Source organism: Pseudonocardia sp. MH-G8, assembly GCF_002262885.1.
Taxonomy (GTDB): domain Bacteria; phylum Actinomycetota; class Actinomycetes; order Mycobacteriales; family Pseudonocardiaceae; genus Pseudonocardia.
On sequence record NZ_NKYF01000003.1, the window covers coordinates 254,022 to 272,722 of the forward strand.

General features: G+C 72.2%; 1 protein-coding gene (only partly in view). It reads right to left on the reverse strand.

This entire window lies inside a single protein-coding gene on the reverse strand: locus tag CFP66_RS10760, encoding a sigma-70 family RNA polymerase sigma factor. The 46,884-nt coding sequence extends 13,356 nt beyond the window's left edge and 14,827 nt beyond its right edge, so the window shows coding positions 14,828–33,528 (codon 4,943, partial, through codon 11,176, complete); the first complete codon in reading order (the gene reads right to left) occupies window positions 18,697–18,699. The start codon and the stop codon both lie outside this window.

The following is an 18,701-nucleotide window of genomic DNA, read 5'->3' on the forward strand; positions in this document are numbered from 1 at the left end:
GAACGTGAGCCCATGCCACACCACCCGGTTCAGGAACGGGTTGTCGGCAACGCTCGGGATCACCGGCGTCCTGGCTACACCCCTGACCAGGCCCCGGATCTCTTCCATCGCCTCGGTGAACAGCACGATCGCCTGCTCGCCGCCCAGCGTGAGCGAGTAGGCGACCAGTTCGCTCTCGCCGGGCAGGCCCTTCCGCGACACCGTGACCACCGGTGTGTGCGTGACGCGCTGGGTGCCGTCGGTGTTGCGGGCCCGGTCCGCCGAGTCCCACGCCTCGACGACCCGGCGTGCCAGCTCACCCTCGGGATCGTCCAGATCCCTGCGATGCCGGAACCGCACCTCACCGCTGCGGTTCATGGCCAGCGACCCACTGCGCCGGAGCCAACGAACCCCCAGCGACACCACCCACGCGGTCAGACCGCCGACCATCACCACCCAGCCGAGCGAGACATCGAGAGCCTGCGACAGCAGCCCGTCGCTCCCGGCCACAGGAGCGACCTGCGCGACCGTCTGGACACCCGGTGCCCCGTGCCCTTCCGAAGGGGCCACCGCGATCCCGAGCGCCACCACCAACCCGGCCCCCACCACGACCGCAACCCGCCAGAGCACCCCGGTCGGCAACACCGCGAGCAGGTCTGCGAACCACGCTCCCCACCAGTACTTCGCCAGCAGGATGTGCTCGCGGGCCTGGCGCAGCGTCGCCAGCACCGTGTCCGCGGTCAGGGAGGCGATCCCGATGCCACCCACGCCGGTGCCACCGGCCAGCCGGTGCAGGCGCCACAGCACGGCGGCGGCCACGAGCCCGGAGATCGTGGTGATCGCGGCCGACGGGCCCGATCCCGAGCCCACGATCACTGCACCGAGCACGATGGCCGCCACCAGCGGTGCCACGTCCCCGAGCAACGACCGGAGCACGACAGGCGGGCTGTGGACCAGCCGCGCCCGCCACTGGGCGAACCGCGACATCCCCCGCACGACCGCCGTCCCGAGGACAACGACCACCCCGGTGACGACCAGCGGCCCCCAGTGCCCGGGCCACAGTGCCAGCGCCCCCCAGTACAGAAGGCCCACGTTGCCCGCCGCGCCCATCACCCTCAGGTAACCGAGGTCGATCCGGCCCGGGCGGACCGCGTTCACGATGCCCAGCACGCTCACGTAGCCGAACGCCACCGCCAGCACCACCGTCACCGACAGCAGCACGGGATCGAACGCCACCCACCCGAGTTGGTAGATGTAGAGCAGGTTCCCCAGGTTCGACGTCACCGGGTACGCCACCCACGTCGTCAACCGGTCGACGACCCGGTGCACCCGGGCTCCGCGCCGGCGCAGGTCGTTGTAGGCCAGGTTCGCTGCGAAGAGACCGAACAGCGACACCGTCACCGCGTACAGGCCGAAGATCCAGGCCTCCAGACCGGACCCCGTGAACGCCGACCACACCATCCACGCCGCGTTCACCACGAACGTGCCCAGCAACGCCACCGCCCGTGCCGCACCCGCCACGCCCGGCCGGTGCGGGATCAGGTTCAGCCCGCCCCGCACCATGAACGCCGCGCTGCTGGCGACTGCCGTGAGCACAACGGTGAGCACCACCGGCAGTGCCGCCGACAGCGGGACCGACAACGCCACCACCAGCACGGCCCCAAGGGCCGCGACCACCACCCGCGCCCGTTCGACCTTCCCCGGGGTGCTCGCCGTCGGGTCAGCGGCCGGCGGGGGTGCCCGTTGCTGCCCGTCGTGCCTCGGACGCACCGGACCCCGTGTCGCCGGGTGGGTCGCATCCTGTGCCCCGTTCACCGGGGCGTCGCTCCCCGCACCGGGCACGTCACCCGTCTGGCCGGATCCACCGCTGCCGGTCCCCGAGCCGCCGCCCGTGGCCGACGGGCCCGAGCCGCCGCCGCTGTCGTCACCGGGCCCGCCGTCCCGGTCGGGCCCGCCCTGGTCGGTGTCGTCCGGACCGGAGCGGCCGCCCAGGATCGCGCGTGCCCGGTCCCGGATCAGGCCCGCGACCCGCTTCGCGGCGGCTCCTGCCGACCTCGCCCGCTGCCACAGCGGGTTCAGGTCGAGCAGGAGCCCCGTGAGCAGGAGCGTGGCCAGGGCGCCCCCGACGACGACCGAGATGTTGCCGGGCCAATGGAAAGCGTGCTCCACGGACACCGCGAGGGTGGCGCCGAGGAAGTAGAACACGGCCTTGGCCTGGGCGCCTGCCAGCTTCGTGGCGATCTTCTCCCGGTCGGTGAGCCGGCCGGACCTCGTGATGATGTCGTTCAGCGTGACCAGCAGACCCGTGGTCGACATCTCCATCGCCCACAGCGCGACGATCGCGGCCGGCACCTCGAACAGTCCCAGGTACATGGCGGTCCACCCGGCGGCCGCTCCGAGGAGCATCACCCCGGCGATGGCCAGAGCGGTCAGGACCGGACGCCGGCTCGCCTGCTCGGTGTCCTCGGCGGCCGCATCCGACTCGATCTTGTTCCGGTTGAGGAGGTCGGCGATCCCGAACACCGCCGCCACGACCAGCCCACCGCCGACGAACGCGAACCGGCCGGCGGCGATCTCCCCATCGGACGCGTGCGCGGCCTCGAAGAACGGCCGCCACTCGGCGTCGATGGAACCCATCGTGAACGGGTAGGCCGCGTAGATCGCGGTGACGCTCAGGGCGAACCGGTTCCGCGTGACGACCTGCAGCGGCTCGACCAGCTGCTCGCGGAACGTCGGTGCCGCCGGCCGGTCCCACCGGACGGCGGGGGTCACCAGCCAGGCGAGTCCGGCGACCACGAGCGTGACCGCGGCGATGACCGCCGGCGTGGTGCCGACGGAGGTCCCGACCAGCTGTTCGGCGGTCCACAGCAGCCCAGAGAGGACGGCCACCATGCCGAGCACCGCGAAGCCGACGACGCCGCCCTCGAAGACCACCTTGCGGCCGCTGTCCCGCCGCAGCGTGGTCGTGCGGCCCACCCACGCCTGGAAGATGTCGAGGGCGAAGAAGTTGCCGCTCGTGACGACCCCGGCCAGCACCGCGGCCCCGAAGTAGGCGGGCGCCGAGCCGGGGAAGGCCGCGAACACGGCCAGCACCACCACCATGCCCAGCAGCGACGCCGCCGTCATCGCCCGCGGCGACAGCCGGTACCACAGCCCTCCGAGCAGCGAGTTCCCGGCCATCTGTCCCAACGCGGCCGCCGAGAACAGGCTCAGGAACGCTGCCAACCACGTGACCTCGAGCGCGGTGGCGACCTCCGGGACAGCGGCGAACACCGTCATCACGTACATCGGGGTCAGCAGCAGACCGATGACCACGAACGCCACCGGCACGTACATCCAGCGGTGCAGGGCCGACGTGCCACCACGCCACCGCGCGTTCCACCCGGCCTTCCGGGCGGTGTCGATGTGCCGGTCCAGCGCGGCCAGCCGGTCGACGGCCGCATCGCCCACGACGTCCGTCGTCGCGGCGATGTCCCGAAGGTCCCGTTCCAGGACCCAGCGGGCCGGCAGCTGCTCCACCACCCAGCGGTTCGCCGGGATCCCCCGGATCGCCGCCGCGCGTGTGTCGAGCGCTTCGCGCAGCTCGCCGGCGGTGGCCGGCGGGCCGCGGGCCGAGCCGGCGCCTGCCTGCCGGCCACGCCGGGCGGCGAACCAGCCGGCCACGGCCGTGCCGAGCCGGGCGATCCCCCTGGTGCGGTCCGGGACGTCCGCGTGGTCGGCGCCGAGGATCTGCGCGACACGCTCGGCCGAAAGGCCGGTCTCCTCGGCGATCCTCGCCCTGGGCAGGGCGTCCGCGGCCCTCCGCACCGCGTCGGCGAGCGCGTCCTGCCGCGCCCGCGCCAGCTCCGCCGACGCCCTCGCGACCTGGTCCACCGCGGCCCGCAGCGCCGCCCTCGCCTCGTCCAGCTGCCGGACGAGCTCCGCCACCTGCGCCGCGGGCCCGCCCGAACCCAGGTCCGGTGTCGTCGCAGGCAGCTCCCGGTCGCGGGCGATGGCCGCCACGTCCCGGCTGTCCATCGCCAACGCGTCGGCGACGCGCGCCCCGACCTCCTCCGGCGCCGCCCTCACCACCGCTCGGATGCCACCGACGAGCAGCTCGTACACCGCTCCCTCGGCCTCGACGGACGCCGCAACCGCGTCGCTCAGCCGCGTCGCGGCCGTGTCCGCGAGCGATGAGCCCACCTCCTTGACGGCCGCCCTCAGCTCCCGCAGGCGCAGGCGGGCGGCGCGCCGCGCCGGGGCATCCCGAGTCGGGTCGGCGCCCTCGGGTCCGGCGCCGTCGGGCACCACGTCCTTGACCGGCTGCACCGCGCGCAGCGCGTCGGTGACGTAGTCGATCTCGGCCGGGGTGAGCTGCCGCAGGTCGAGCACCCTGATCCGGGACCGGCGCTGCGCCGCCTGCTCCTCGTACCCGACCCTGGGCAGGAACACCTCGACGGCGGCCGCGACCGTGACGATCCCCTCCGACCGGAGCGCGCGGCGCAGCCGCGGGTCGAGGGACATCCGCCGGAAGATCGACAGTGCCGTCTGCTGCCCGTCGTCGTCGACGTACCTGCGCAGCGCCGCCGTGATCTCGTCGATCTCCCGGTCGGTGAGATCACGGAACTTGGCCACCTCGATCTTCTCGAGCCGCTTCGCCGCCCATTCCGCACGAGCGGGCCCCGGCAGGAACACGGCGAGCGCCGTGGCGAGTTCGCGGATCCCGGCGGCGCGCAAGGCGACGAGCAGGGCCGTCGGGGAGGCCAGGCCGGGGCCCCGGAGCCAGGCGGGTCCGCGCGGCCCCAGCTGCTCGTGCAGCGCCTGCCCGATCGTCGTCAGGCCCGCCACCGCCGTCGCCAGCACAGCCCGCTCGTCGCGGTTGAGCGGACGCCGCACCGTCTCGCCGCCCGGGTCGACGTCCTCGACGAGGATGCGGTCGTACAACGCCCGGTGCGCGCTGATCGCATGCGGCCCGCGGACCGGGTGGTCGAGGACCACCGCCACCACCGACCCGATATCGGCGTAGCCGGCCTCCTTCAGCGCCGTGAGGATCGCCTCCCCGCGCTTCGGCGACAGTTCCACCAGCCTCGCCCGCAGGTCGTCGAGCGGAGCGGTCCGGGCGCGGTGGATCCCCCACGCCGACAGCCACTGGAGGGTCACGGCGACGGTCGCGATCACCGGTAGGACCCACAGCACGGGGTGCACGGCGAGCCCGGCCACGCCGTCGAACCAGGTGGCGAACCCGGAGCCGGGCCCGGCAGCCCATTGCGTCGACTCGACGTACACCCAGATGCCGACCGTGACCGAAAGGCCTCTGGCCGTGTTGACCAGCGTCGCCCCGGCCGCGCCGCCCGTCCAGGCGTTGTGCGTGATCCGCGCCCAGCCCGTGTGCAACATGCCGTAGGTGAGCAGGGCCAGCGCGGGCCAGAACGCGGGCCAGATCGCCAGCCACGCCGCCAGCCCCACCACCGGCACCGCGAGCCAGGCCAGCCCGACCAGGATCCGGCCCTCGTCGATGCGGTCCGCACCCCGCACCGCCCCCAGCCGAGGCGCCATGCGCTTCCAGATCGCCGGCGCGCCACCCAGCCAGGCCGCCAGGCGCGGCACGAAACGCAGGATCATCGAGGCGGCCCCCACCGTGGCCAGCGTGACCACACCACCGGCGGGCGAGCCCGTGTCCAGGAACGCCAGCATCGCGGCGACCGCGCTCAGGTCCAGCTGGTCGACGAGCAACGCGAGCGTCCCCCCACCGATGGCGAAGGTCGGGAGCCCGGTCAGCAGCGTGAGGATCTGGATCGCGGTCAGCCACCGCCACCAGCCGCCACGGGTCCCGAGCGCGGCGTCCCGGCCGTGCCGGAGCAGCGCGACGAGCGCCGCCGCCGACCGCCGCAGCCCGGCAGGCGCACCCGCGATCCCCGAGGCCAGGCCACGGATGCGAGTACCGAGCCCGACCCGCGGTCCGGGCTCGCGGTCCAACCCGCTCGCCAGCACCGCCAGCACCGCGACCATCGCGACGGACATGGGCACGGCCATCGCCAGGAAGCCGCCGCCGACACCGAGCACGAGGAACAGCCCCAGGACCAGGCTGCCCAGCACGAGCTGGCCGAGCTTGTACGAGCTCTGCATCCGCGCGGACCGCAGCGAGCGGGCCAGCGGGTCCGTCTCCGGGAAGTAGGCGTCGAACATCGCCCGCGCCGGGCCGCCCATCACCGCGTGCCACACGCCGAGGGCCACGAAGACCGCCACGAACGGGCCGGCACCCGTGCCGCCGAGCAGACCGGCGCCGAACAGCGCGGCCACGCCGGCCACCGCTGCCGGGGCGACCCACCACATCGACCGGATCGTCCGGTCGCCCAGCTGTGCCAGGAACAGACCTGCCAGCGGCGACGCCGCGGTCAGCCCGGCGGCCATCTCGTCCACGTTCCTGACGCCGAAGTGCTGGCCGATCTTCTCGGTCGCGGTCGGGAGCTGAGACGTCTCCGCGGCGCTCGCGTGCAGGAACCCGAGCATCGAGACCATGTTCCCGCGCACGAACCCGAGATCGATCTGCGTCGTCGCGCGGGCGAGCCGGTCCGGCGCGTAGCCGGCGGCCGTCCCGCGGTTCAGCACCGCGTGCCCGGCCACCTGCCGCCGAGCCTCGAGCTCCTCCAAGGCGGACCCGAGCTCCGCCAGCCGCTCGTCGCGACGCGTCATCGGCCGGCGGGAACGGATCAGACGCTTCCGCTCGGCGGTCAGCTGCTTGCGCTGCCGGACCATCGTGCGGAACTCCGTGAAGAGCTCCCGGTACGCCCGGCCTCGACCCGTCACGGTCGTACCGGCGAGCCGGTCGAATTCGCCGACGGCGGAGCGCAGGAACTCGAACGCCTGGTCGGCGGTCGGTTGCGTGGACTCGAGCGCTGCCTCCGGGTTGCGCAACAGCACCGCAGCGGCTGCTGGTGGCGCCCGCGCCAGGAGTGCACGCAGCAGCCTGCTCGGCGCCCAGTGCCCCTCACGGCTGGTCGACTCCACCAGCAGCGGCTGCGGCCCCTCGGCCAACGCCTCGATCAGCTTCTCGAGCTGGACACGGTCCTGGTTCGCGATCCACTCCGCGACGTCCGCCACCCACCGGCTGCCCGGCTCCTCACGCCGGAGGTCCGCCAGGACGGCGTGCAGCCGGTCCACCGTCATGTGCGGCCCTTCGGCATCGCCGGGGTTGCGGGCTGCGTCGAACCGCCATGCCTCGACGAACGCCCCGAGCAGCAGGAGCTCCCGACCGGGCCGGCCCGCGGGGGTCGTCTCCCACTCCCGGACCCGACCCGCCCACGCCCGCTCGTCCGCGCGGACCCGCCACCCGAACCACGCCCATCGGACCAGCACCAGCACGGGCGCTGCCGGGATCAGCCACCCGGCCAGCAGCGCCGCCCCGACCGGGAGCGGCAGCACCGGTAGCACCAGACCCGCGACGGCCAGGACGACGCCGGTCACGGCCGCCCACCGGGCCGCCCGCACCTGCCGCGGCGAGCCCACCCCGGCGACGGCCCGCGTCACCGCCTGCTGGCCGGCCGCGACCGCCACCAGCGCGACCGGCACCGCCACCACGGGACCGAACGGCCCGGCCAGCACCGCCACCAGCACGCCGGCAACGACGGTCGCCCCCGAAGCGGCCCACCGTCCGCGGGCCGCGACCGACCCACGCAACCCGAGCCGGATCGTCCGGATCCGGTCCGCCTCGTGACGGTCGTGCTCCCGGAGCTCACGGGCGGCCTCGGCCGCGCGCCGCAGTGTCACCGCTGCGGCCCCGTCCGCCGCGCCGAGCGTCTCGAGGAATGCCAGCGCCCGGTCCACCCGCGTCCAGTGCCGCCGTTCGGCCGACATCCACGGCCGGTCCAGCCCCAGCCGGGACACCAGCGCGAACCACCGCCCGGCCGGACCCCGGCCCGTGACCACCCGGTGCAGAGCCCGCTCCGCTGCCTCGCCGGACCGACCCGCCGCCGCGGCAGCGACCGCCGCATCCCGCGCACCCTCGATGGCCTCGACCTGTTCGCGCGCATCCCGCAGGGCGGCGTGGCCCTCCTCCGCGCGGAACCTCTCCGCCGTCGCCGCGATCAGCAGGTCCCACGCCTGGCCGGCCGGGCCGACGACGGCGACACCCAGTTCCGCACCGACGTGGTCGCCGAACGGCTCGGTCACGTTGCCGCGCCCGATCTCTCCCGCCCTGGCCAGCAGCTGCTCCGTGTGGCGCCCGGAAATCCCGAACGCCTTCTCGATGCGGGTGACCAGCGCATCGTCGGAGAGCCGCGCCTCCGGCGCGATCCGCTTGTTGAACAGCAGTACCCACGCCAACCGGCGCAGCATCCGTGGCGAGACCGACTCGACCGCGACGACCTCGGCCGCACGCAGTCTCCGCTGCGCAGCCCGCGCCAGCGCACCCAGCCGTGCCGCACCGTCGACCAGCTCACGCCAGGACGGCGGACCCCGCGACCGCACGTCCGCCGGTGCGTTCGCCGCACCGTCCCGGGCTCCCCCGGGCGTGTGGTTGCCCGCCGCCGCGCCGTCCCGGCCCTCGTCGGGCACCACCCCGGCCGGGCCACCCGGCCCACCGTCGGTGGTGCCGGCACCCGCCGTCGCCCGACCTGCGGGCCCCTGGGTCTGCGCGAGCCGCCGCTCGGCCGAGGCGATGTAGGCCTCGTAACGCGCGACCAGATCGGCGAGCCGCTCGTCGAACGTCCCCGGGGGAGCCGTCGCGTCCGCGGGCACCCCGTACCGGGCCAGGATCTCCTCGACATCGGCCACCGTGATCCCGAACGCCACGGCGACCGCCCGAACCTGCCGCGCCCGCAACGACTCCGCCTGTCCACTGCGCCTCGCGGCACCCACCACACCGACCGGCCGATCACGAACCCACCGCCCCACCAGTACCGACACCACCAGCGCCGCCACCACCAGCGCCCCGACCCCCCCGATCGCGGCGCTCGCCTGCCCGAGCACCTCCCCGACGACCGGGGCCATCCCGCCGACCAGGAGCCCCACCGCCGCCATGGCGGCACCGACGACGGCGACCACGCCGGGCCGGGCGGAACCCTGCTCGGACCGCGATGTGCCGAACAGGTGCCGGAGCGGGCCTGCGCGCACGGCGGACACCGCCCGGTGCCCGGCCGCGGCCGCCCAGAGCGCGGCACGCGCCACGAGGGCGAACGGCAGCGCGTAGATCACCGCCCACATCCACGCCGGGCCGATGGCCAACAGGGATGCGGGCAGGAGGTGCACCACCGACGACCACTGCGCCATGACGTCGAGGAGGCGCTCGGGCCACACCAGCCACCCGAGCGACGAGGGGAGGTGCGCGACCAGCCGGCCCCACATCCCGAGCAGTTCGGCAGTCCACAGAACCAGCACGACGTCCCGCGCGAGGGCCAACGCGGTTCTCGACCGCCCGAGGCGACCCGACGCGGGAGTGGCCGAGCCGAAGTACCAGGGGAGCAGCAACACGCCCAGCCCGGCGGCCAACGCGGGGAGGTACCAGAACGGGTGCCCCGAGCGGTCGGCGAGCACGGCCCGGGTGCCCGTGGTCTCGGCGATCCACCCGCGGTACGGCACCAGGCTCACGCCCAACTCGACGCCCGTGGCGCCGGGATAGCCGGCGGAGATCACACCGACCTGCACCGGGCCGGTCGCGCTCCGGTACACCAGCGGGCCACCGCTGTCGCCGGGCACGCTGTGACCGTCGACGCCGATGGTCCGCAACCCGGCCCCGCCCGAACGTGCCATCGACAACGCCGCACGACGGTGATCGACGTGGTGGGCGGCGCCACGTGAGACGACCCGGGTCTGCGCGACCGTGGTCAGGGTGGAGCCGGCCCGGTCGAGGCTGCCCAACCCGTACTCGTCGAGCATCGCGCCGACCGGGGCTTCGTCCGCCGCGATCCGGGCGTAGGTGCTCCCCTCCGGAGCGTTGCTCGTCAGGTGGAGCAACGCGAGGTCCTCGTCGGGGTGCAGAACGATCCGGTCCACGCGCCGCAGCGCGTGCAGCGTCGGGTCGGACGGGTCACTGGAGATCCACACGCGCGCCTTCTGCGCCTTGTTGTCCTCCTCGACGACGTGCCGGGCGGTCAGCACCCACCGCTCGTCGATCAGCGATCCCGACCCGTGGAAACCCACCCCGTCGACAGCGATCTGCACTCCCCACGCCGACGACGCCACCGGAGCGCCACCTTCGACGGCATGCGCCGCCGCCACCGGCATGCCGACCAGCAGCGACCCCGCCAACCCGATCCCCGCAACCCGCGCCGCGATCCGCCGCAGCACGCCGGCCCGTCCCCACTTCAAGTGGGCGCGCGCCACCATCGGCCGCACCCAGAACCACCCGACGACGACCGCGGCAACAACGAGCCCGGCAACCGCGGCGGGCGGGGTCGACGAGAGATGCGCCCTCAGTTCCTGGCCACCCAGGAGCGCGAGTAGTGGCAGCACCAGCGCCGAACGCACGCCTGTCTGCCCCGGGAACGGGTGGTCGAGGACGGTGTCGACCTGCTCGCGGGTGAGCCCGGTGATCTCGAAGATGATCTGCCGGGAGACGCCCTCGGCATCGGCATGGCGCATCGCAGCGGCCAGCGGCCCATCCCGATACTCGGACGCCTCGTCCGCGGCCATGGCGTGGGCCAACGCCACGCGGGCATCGTCCAGCCGCGCCGCCGCCACCTGGGCTTCCCGCCGCACCTCAGAGCCCTGGGCAAGGGAGGACACGCCCGCCGTTGCGTTGGCCAGAGCGAACATCCGCTCGGCCTCCGCCAGGTTGACCTCCGCCTCGCGGACCTTCCCCGAAGCCTCCCGGAGCCGCTGCGCCAACATCTCGTCCACCTGGCGCACAGCGGCCCGGAGATCAGCCACTGCCCGCGGCTCGGGCTCCTCGCGTTCCGGGCCGCGGAACGGCGCACCGCGGAAGGTCACCGAGTGGACCTCGCCCCGCTCGTCCCTGGTGGTGACGCGGTCGCCATTCACCAGGGGCCGCACCGTCTCGACCTTCTCGCGGTTGACGTAGGTGCTGCCGGCCGACCCGTAGTCGTGCACGGACCAGCGCTGCGAGCCCTTGCTGTAGACGATCCCCGCGACAATGCGATCGGACTGATCAGCACGGCCGAGGTAGAGGTACGGGGGCCCGTGCACAAGATCCCGGACCTCGCCGTCCGCCGCCTCGAGCCGCCCGGCGAAGATCCGGTTCGCGGCGGAGATCCGGCCCGACAGCGTGCCCCCGACCCGGAATGTCACCTCGTACTCCAGCACCGCCGCCCGCAACTCCGCGGGGACGTTCCGACCGATGTAGATCGTGGTCTCGCCGTTGCGAGTGAGCGTGTAGCCGTACACGTCCAGCACGCCGGAGGCATCGAAGTCGATGTCGTACCGCACCGGCACCCGCCCGTGGTGCGGGACGTCGGCGTACTCGGGCTCCCCGCCGGACTCCGGCATGGCCAGGAGGAACTCCTCGACCAGGGCCTGTTCGGCTTCGGCCAGCCCATGCCGGTTGTCCGGCCGGAACGTCAGCGGCCCGTCAAGCGGACCGACGTGGTCGCGCCACCGGCCGTCCAGGCGCCTGGGGGCCCGGGACTTGCGCCCCCGCCACGACGGGAACGCGACCGCCCCCGCGATCACCGCAACGAGCGAGATCCACACCGGCGCGGGCACCGAGAACACCCGCTTCCGCAGGCGATCCGTCCAGCTCAGCGGCTCCAGCACCGCCCGGCTGCCCACGGTCGCCGCGATCCACTCCCGGTAGGCCGCGGCGCTCACCACCTCGTGGATGCTGATGGCGGCTCCACTAGTCACCCCGACCACGACCGGCCCGTCGCCGGACTTGGCGACCGCCGGCCCACCGCTGTCACCCGGACGCACATACCCGTCGATCCCCTGGATGTGCTCCACACGTGAGCCCGGGTACTCGCCGCCTTCGGTCACGTCATGGCGGAAGACCTGACCGACCGCGACCCGCGCGGAGGAGCTCAGCTCGCCGTCGCCGGTCCGCCCCCACCCGTAGGTCTTGACCCCGGCGCTGACCGGCGGGGCACCGGCCGCGATCCGCGGGTAGTCCACCTGCTTCCCGAAGTCGACGGGTTCATCCAGGCCCACCAGCGCGAGGTCGGCCACCGGATGGACGTGCACCTCGGCAGCCCGGCCGTGGCCCGCGACGAACAGATCACCCTCATGGCCCTCCACGACGTGCCGGGCGGTCAGCACCCACCCCGGGGCGATCAGCGTGCCGGAGCCGGAGCCCGACTCGGTCTGAACCTTGACCACCCACAGCGTCGACTGCGCAGCTTCCCCGCCCTCGATCGCCGTGGCCCGCGCTGGCATGCCGAGTACCAGCGTCGAGGCCGCCAGCAGCGCCGCGGCACTCGCAGCGAGTGGCGGACCGCGCTCCCTGATCAGCCGCTCCATCCACCGACCGACCCCAACCGCCGCGCGCACAACGGCTGCACCGTAGTTGTCATCCGTGGCCGGACGGAGGCTCTCCCACCTCCGGTCAGCCGCGGTCGGAGCGGGTTCGGCTGCGGCGGTTGCGGGACTCGCGTCGGTGCTGGAGGCAGCAGTAACGGACGGTCCGCTCGTTTCCTGGGTGGAGGGGGACAGCTTCGGTGCAGCCGGGGAGCGCACAAACGCGTCGCCCCGCGCCGTCGCCGGGCCACTGGGGCTCCTGGAAGAGCGGGTACTGAACGGTCGTTTCCACGACGCACCTCCTGTTGAGAGGGCAAGCGGGACCGTCCCGCCGTGCCCGACTGCGTTCTCGGTCGGCGGGACGCGGCCCGCCGCCGGGGGGCCACGCACCAGCACCACAACCCCGATCCCGACCGCGACCAGCCCCAGCACCACGGCCACGCCGGTCATGACGGCGACGGGCAGACCGCTGACCGCCGGCACCCCCGCGATCCCCTGGCCCCCGATCGACGACGCAACCGCCAACGACGCCAGCGCGCCGAACGAACCGCCGCCCCGCGGTGCGGTGCCCACCACCGTGCGGTCCTGCACCGCCCGCTCGATGCGCTGCCGAAGCCCCTCGCTCCGGAGGCTCGCCGGGTCGAACACCCACGGGGAGAACACGCCGTTCGCGCCCAGCAGGTCGAGGCCGAGATCGACGAACGCCAGGTCCAGCTTCCGCGCCTCCGGATCCTTGATCCCGGAGAGGATCTCCTGGACCGATTCGATCAACCGGTCCGGACCGTCAGCCCTGATCAGCCGATCCCCGAGAACTCGTTCGGCGGCCATCAAGACGATCGCGCTACGGGTGGCGGCCGGCATCAACGACCACTTCGTCTTGTCGAGCCAGGCCGGCATCGCCAGATTCCTGGCCTCCAGCACCGTCCGCAGAACCGCGAAGCTCGGTGCACCCGCCGCACCTGCCTCGGCAGGCAGCTTCGCGGCGTAGTAGGGGAGGCCGTAGCCGGCGGCCGCCAGCGGGAGGAACGCCCACACCCGATTCCAGTCGATCACGCCACCGGTCGCCGCGGCAGCGATCCGGTTCACCTCGGCCGTTGCCAACATCTGACGCAAGCGGTCGGCGTTCATGAACCCGCGCAGCCCCGGCACCCGGGAGATGAACCCGAGCAGCGCCCACGCTCTCCGCAGCCGGGATCCACTCGCGCTCAGCTCCGGGTGCTTGGCCAGGCTCACCGCAGTGTTGGTCACCAGTCGTCGAAGCGCGTCGGGAACGGTTCTTCTGTGTACGAAGGCCTGAACCGCCGCAAACACCACGCCGGCAACCACAGGCCACCACGTCCGAGCGAAGTGCGTGATCCGCTCAACCCGCTCATGGCGCTGCCGGCGCTCGTCCAGCTGCGTTTCCAGGCGCTGCAACTGGCGGCGCAGTTCCTCGGTCTCGCTGCGCACCCCGGCGGAGGACTGCTCGAGCCGGTCCAGCTTGTCCTCCTCGAATCCGAGGAGGACGGCCTGGTCCGAAAGAGCCCCGGCCAAGTCGGTGTCCGGCCCGTGCTTCAGGAGATGAACGCGTGCGAAGGCGTGCTCGCGGTACGCGGGAGTGTCTTCACCGATGGTCGCGAGGACCAGGAGACGGTCCCCGAGACCGTCGGCGTCGCGCCTGATCCGCCAGGTTTCGTCGTCACCGTCGTTGGTGAGGCTGTCTGCCGCCTCACGAACCTCATAGGCCCTGTCCTTCACGGAAAGGATCTCTGCGTAGAAGTCGGCCCAGGCGTCGGCTCTCCGTGCCACCTTCTCCGCGCGAGCGACGAGCCGATCCCGTTCCGCGTCATGGGCCGCCACCCATTCGGCAGCCAACTGCTCCCACTCGTCGGTGACCGCATCCAGCTGCTTCCGAGATTCGGGCAGCGATGCGCGCAACTGCGGCGCCATCGTCGACACTTCGCCGAACCGGGACTCGAGCCGCGCCAGGCGCCTCTTCCCCTCCGCGACGGGCATGTCATCCAGGTTCGAACGCAGCGTCAGCACAGTCGTGTGCAGATCGCGCACGGGCGCCCAGCGCCCGGAGATCCCAGGGATCTTGTCCATGATCTGCCCGGCCCGCTTGTCATCCGTCCCGTGGGAGAACTGCCGCACGGCCTCGTCGATTTCGTGGACGGCATGAAACAGCGGATCGTTCAGGCCCGACTGGACCTCGAGGGCCTCGGTCCGGTCCGCCAGGTCGTCGACCTGGTGCCACAACGCCACCCGGTCCTGCCCGTGCCGGACCGATACGATCTGACCCGCCGCAGCGGCTCCCTGCTCGCCGTACGCCGGGCCCACCCCGAGCACGGTCACGAACAACGTGAAACCGACGAACACCGAAGCCTGAACCGCCCGCCAGACCCCAGCAGGCGGGGCAAGGTTCGCCCAGCCGCGCACCACCGGCCGCATCCACAGCCACCCGGCCGCCACCGCCAGAACAACCACCAGCGGCACCGCATGCGCCATGGCCTGCGCGAAACCAGGTCCGTTGATCGGCGCCCACGCACTGATCGCGAACGGCAGCGCCAGCGAACCGAACCTACCGCCGTGGTCGCCACTCCGGCGGAGCCACGACTTGACGATCTCCAGCGTTCCGCGGAACGGCCGCACCAGGCGAGCCTCGTCGCCATCGGCGAGCAACTCATCGAAGCTCGCCATCATGAACGCGTACTCGTTCGGGAACCGATCGAAGGCCGTGTGCTCGAGGGCTTCGACCGCACGCTTCGCGTCAAAGATGTCCGCCCGGCTCAGCTGAGGATCAGCGAGATGCCACGGAGAGGCCGCGAACGGGCTGTGCCTGAACGTATACGCGTGATCGATGCCAACGAACGTCCAGGACCGTTCCCCAGCCTGAACAATCAGATTGGAGAAGGACCGGTCCACGTTCCCGACCACTCGGTCAAGAAGGATCAGACGCTTACCGGGTTGGGTTTCCAGCGCCCGGGAGAGGATCTCCCCGTAAGACACGTTCAGTTCTGTTGCCGTGCGCCCCGCCAGCTTCGGCATGACGATGACGTTCGCGTTCAGCCTCAGCACGGGAGCCACCGGCGCCCGGATTGCCGAGGCGACGGCGTGCACCAGCACCTCGTAATCGATCTTCGCCGGAGTAGACCACTTGTACACGAATTCCCCGGCACGATCCTTGACGATCAGAACGAAGGAGTCGCGACCTTCGTCAGGAACGGAGACCGAGATGTACTGAGGGTGCCGCTCCTCGATCAGCGACCACATCAGTTCCCAAGGACGCGTAGCGGGTGCGCCGTCGGCGGCAGGTGGGGCTCGCTCCGCGCGCCCGTGCACCATCGGCCGCAACCAGCGCCACCCGGCAGTGGCCGCCACCACCACTGCAGCGAGCGTGACCACCACGACCGCGGGGCTCGGCGAAAGCGCCGCCATCAATCCGTTGCCACCGGTCAGGACCGTGATGGCAGGGATCGCCAGCGCCAGGTGAGAAATGCGGATCTCCGCGCAGGCCGAGCATCCTCGTAGGTGCCGCTTGGCCATCCTGATCTTCCATTCGGTCAAGCTGCCGTGCACCAGTGCCGGGATCATGCTGCGGCACGCCGTGCATTCTTCATCGATCACCTCCGATCCTTGCCGTTCGTCATACGCCTTGCGCAGCTCCTGGAGTGCCCGGTACTTCAACGCCGAGACCGCGCTCGGGCTCCGGCCGAACTCGGCGGCGATCTCGGCCGGCTTCCGGCCCTTCATGATGGTCTCTTCGAGGACCTTCCGGTGGTCCTCGTTCGGCAGGACCTCCAGCGCGGCCTTCGCCCACTGCCCGTCCAGCTCCCGTACGTAGGAGTCGGCTGAGTCCGGCGCCAGATCACCGTGCTTCCACTCCATATCGGTGTCATTGACCAACGACACCTCACGCTGGCGGTACTTGCGCCACACATCGGTGATCTGATTGCGAACCGCGGTGGCCCAGTACGCGCGGACACTGTCGATCCGCATGCCGTCGGGACGGCGCAGCTGCTCGAGGACTCGGACGAACGCCTCGGAGACCACGTCCTCGATATCGGATGCCCGTCCGTGGCTGCGCGCCGCCGCGAGCGCGGAGTCACGGTGGCGAAGGTAGAGCTCGCCGGCGGCCTGCTTCCCGGCTTCCATCTCGGCTTCCGTAGCTTCCGGCCGGGCGGCAGCGTGAATGGCTGAGATCTCGGGCTCGCGCCGGTCGTCCTTGTCCCTCGCACCGACGTACTCGGGCAGGTCCAGGATCGGGGCCTGGTCGCGGCGCATGCCCGCCACCAGGGCTGCCCGCGTGTTCACAGGCGCCTCGGTCAGGACCTGGTCGCCGTCGTAGTAGCGCATCCCGCCCGGGGTCAGCTCCCCGTAGATCAGGTGCGACCGGCCGCGGTGGTCCTTGTCCCACGTCCACACGGCGACCTTCGTGCCGACCTCGCCGTTCGGCAGGTACTCGTCCAGCTCAGTCTTCGACGCCCGCTGGAACGTGCCGTTGCACTTCTCTTCGAGGCGGGTGCGCACCGCGTAGGACTGCTGGTCCTCGGGCTTCGCACGCGGAAGGGCGTTCAGGTCGACCATGGCCTGGTCGGCCGCGTCGAATCGCGCCTCGATCTCGCAGACGCAGTTGTCGTTCTCGGTCAGCGGCGATGGTGGGCCGTGCGCCCTCGCCTCGACCTCGGCCGCCGAGCCCTTCCCCGACGGCTCGGCGGGAGCCTTGTCCGCGACCTCCGCCGGAGCGATCGGGGCCTCGCCGGGGACATCGGACTTCGCGCCACCGGCACCGCCGTCGGTCCCGGAGCCCGCATCCTGCGCTGCCCCGGACAGCACGTTGGTGCCGGACGGTACGGAACCGACGCCCGGCTCGCCCACGGCAATCCAGGTGGGGAACCGGCGCTCTATGGGCTGCAGCGGGTAGCCGAGGTACATGAAGTCCCTGGGGGACCAGGTGTCGCCGCTGCTGTTGCCGGGGCCGGCCGAGCGGCTTTCCGGACCGGCGATGCCCAGGGTCCGCCTGTTCTCCTCGCCCAAGATCCACAGCACGTCATCGAGCGTCATGCGGCCGAACTTCGCTATTTCACCAGGCTGGTAGCCGGCCTCCAACGCAGCCAGCATCACTGCGTTCCGCCACCGGCGCGCGGCCAACCAGTTCGAGACGGCTACGTCCAAATGGTCTTCTTCCCACTGCCGGTATGCGTTTCTCAGCTGGGAGAGCGCAGCTGAGGCGTCCCCCTGTTCAGCCGGCTCGACGTCGGAAACGATCCGTTTGATCTCCTTATGTGAGAGTTCGGTGATCAACGAGATCCGGTAGAATGTCACACCATTCGCGTAGGCCAGCCGAATCTGCGGCGCCAGCGCATCTCCGCGGTCGGACGCCGTGGACCTCAAATCGATGAACCTATACTCGACCTTGGCCGAGGCCGAGGCCACTTCGAAACGGACGGCGCCGCGGTCCATCCCTGACAGGTCGGGAACCTGGTCGCCGTTCGTCGAATCCGGCGACACACCGCCCGCACCGCGGCGCGATCGGGCGTCCGTTCCGGTGCCCGCAGTCGTCGAGACGGCGCCGCCGTTGTTGCCTCCCTCGGGGCCATCCAAGATCGACTGCATCTGCTGGGCAGTGATGCTGGTGATGGTGATGGTGGAGACGATGTCGAAGATGACGTCGCGCGGAACACCCGCAGCATCAGCACGCCGCATCAATCCGGCGAGCCTCTCCTCCTTCGACTCCTGGATTCTGTCCAGTGCCTCGGCTGCCTCACGCTCGGCCTTCTCGGCGGCCTGCACGCCCGGATCGCTGTCCGAGGTCGCCACTGCCCGCGCAGCCTCAGCGTCCTTCCGGGCCCGGTACTCCGCTCTGAGGGCCGCACGGTTCGCCTCGCGCTCCGCCTGCACCCCGGCCTTCAACTCGGCCTCGGCAGCGGCGACGGCACCACCGGCCCCGGTACCCCCCGGCCCGGGACCGACGCCCGACGCGTCCGCGCCCCCACGACCGGACCTGCTTTCGTCATCCGTCACCGGCGAGGCGGGACGTCCCTGACGATGCTCATCCGGGGCCGTCGGTGAGGCAGCTCCGTCGACGCCGGCCGGCGCGGGGTCGGTGAACAGCGCGGCGATGCCCGGGTCGCGAACCTCGGTATCCGCCTCGTCCCTCGCCTGGTCGGCCTTCTCCCCTGTCGCATCCGGCGCGACAGGAGCAGAGCGGCTGCCGGCGCCGTCGTCAGCCTGGCGCACGACCGCGTCCTGGTACGCCGTGCGCAGCGCCTGGTACTGCTCCTCCTCGAAGGCGTTGGCCTCGGCCAGCGCGGTCTTCGCCGCAGCGCGTTCCTCATCGCTCACGGGCGGGCTCGGGG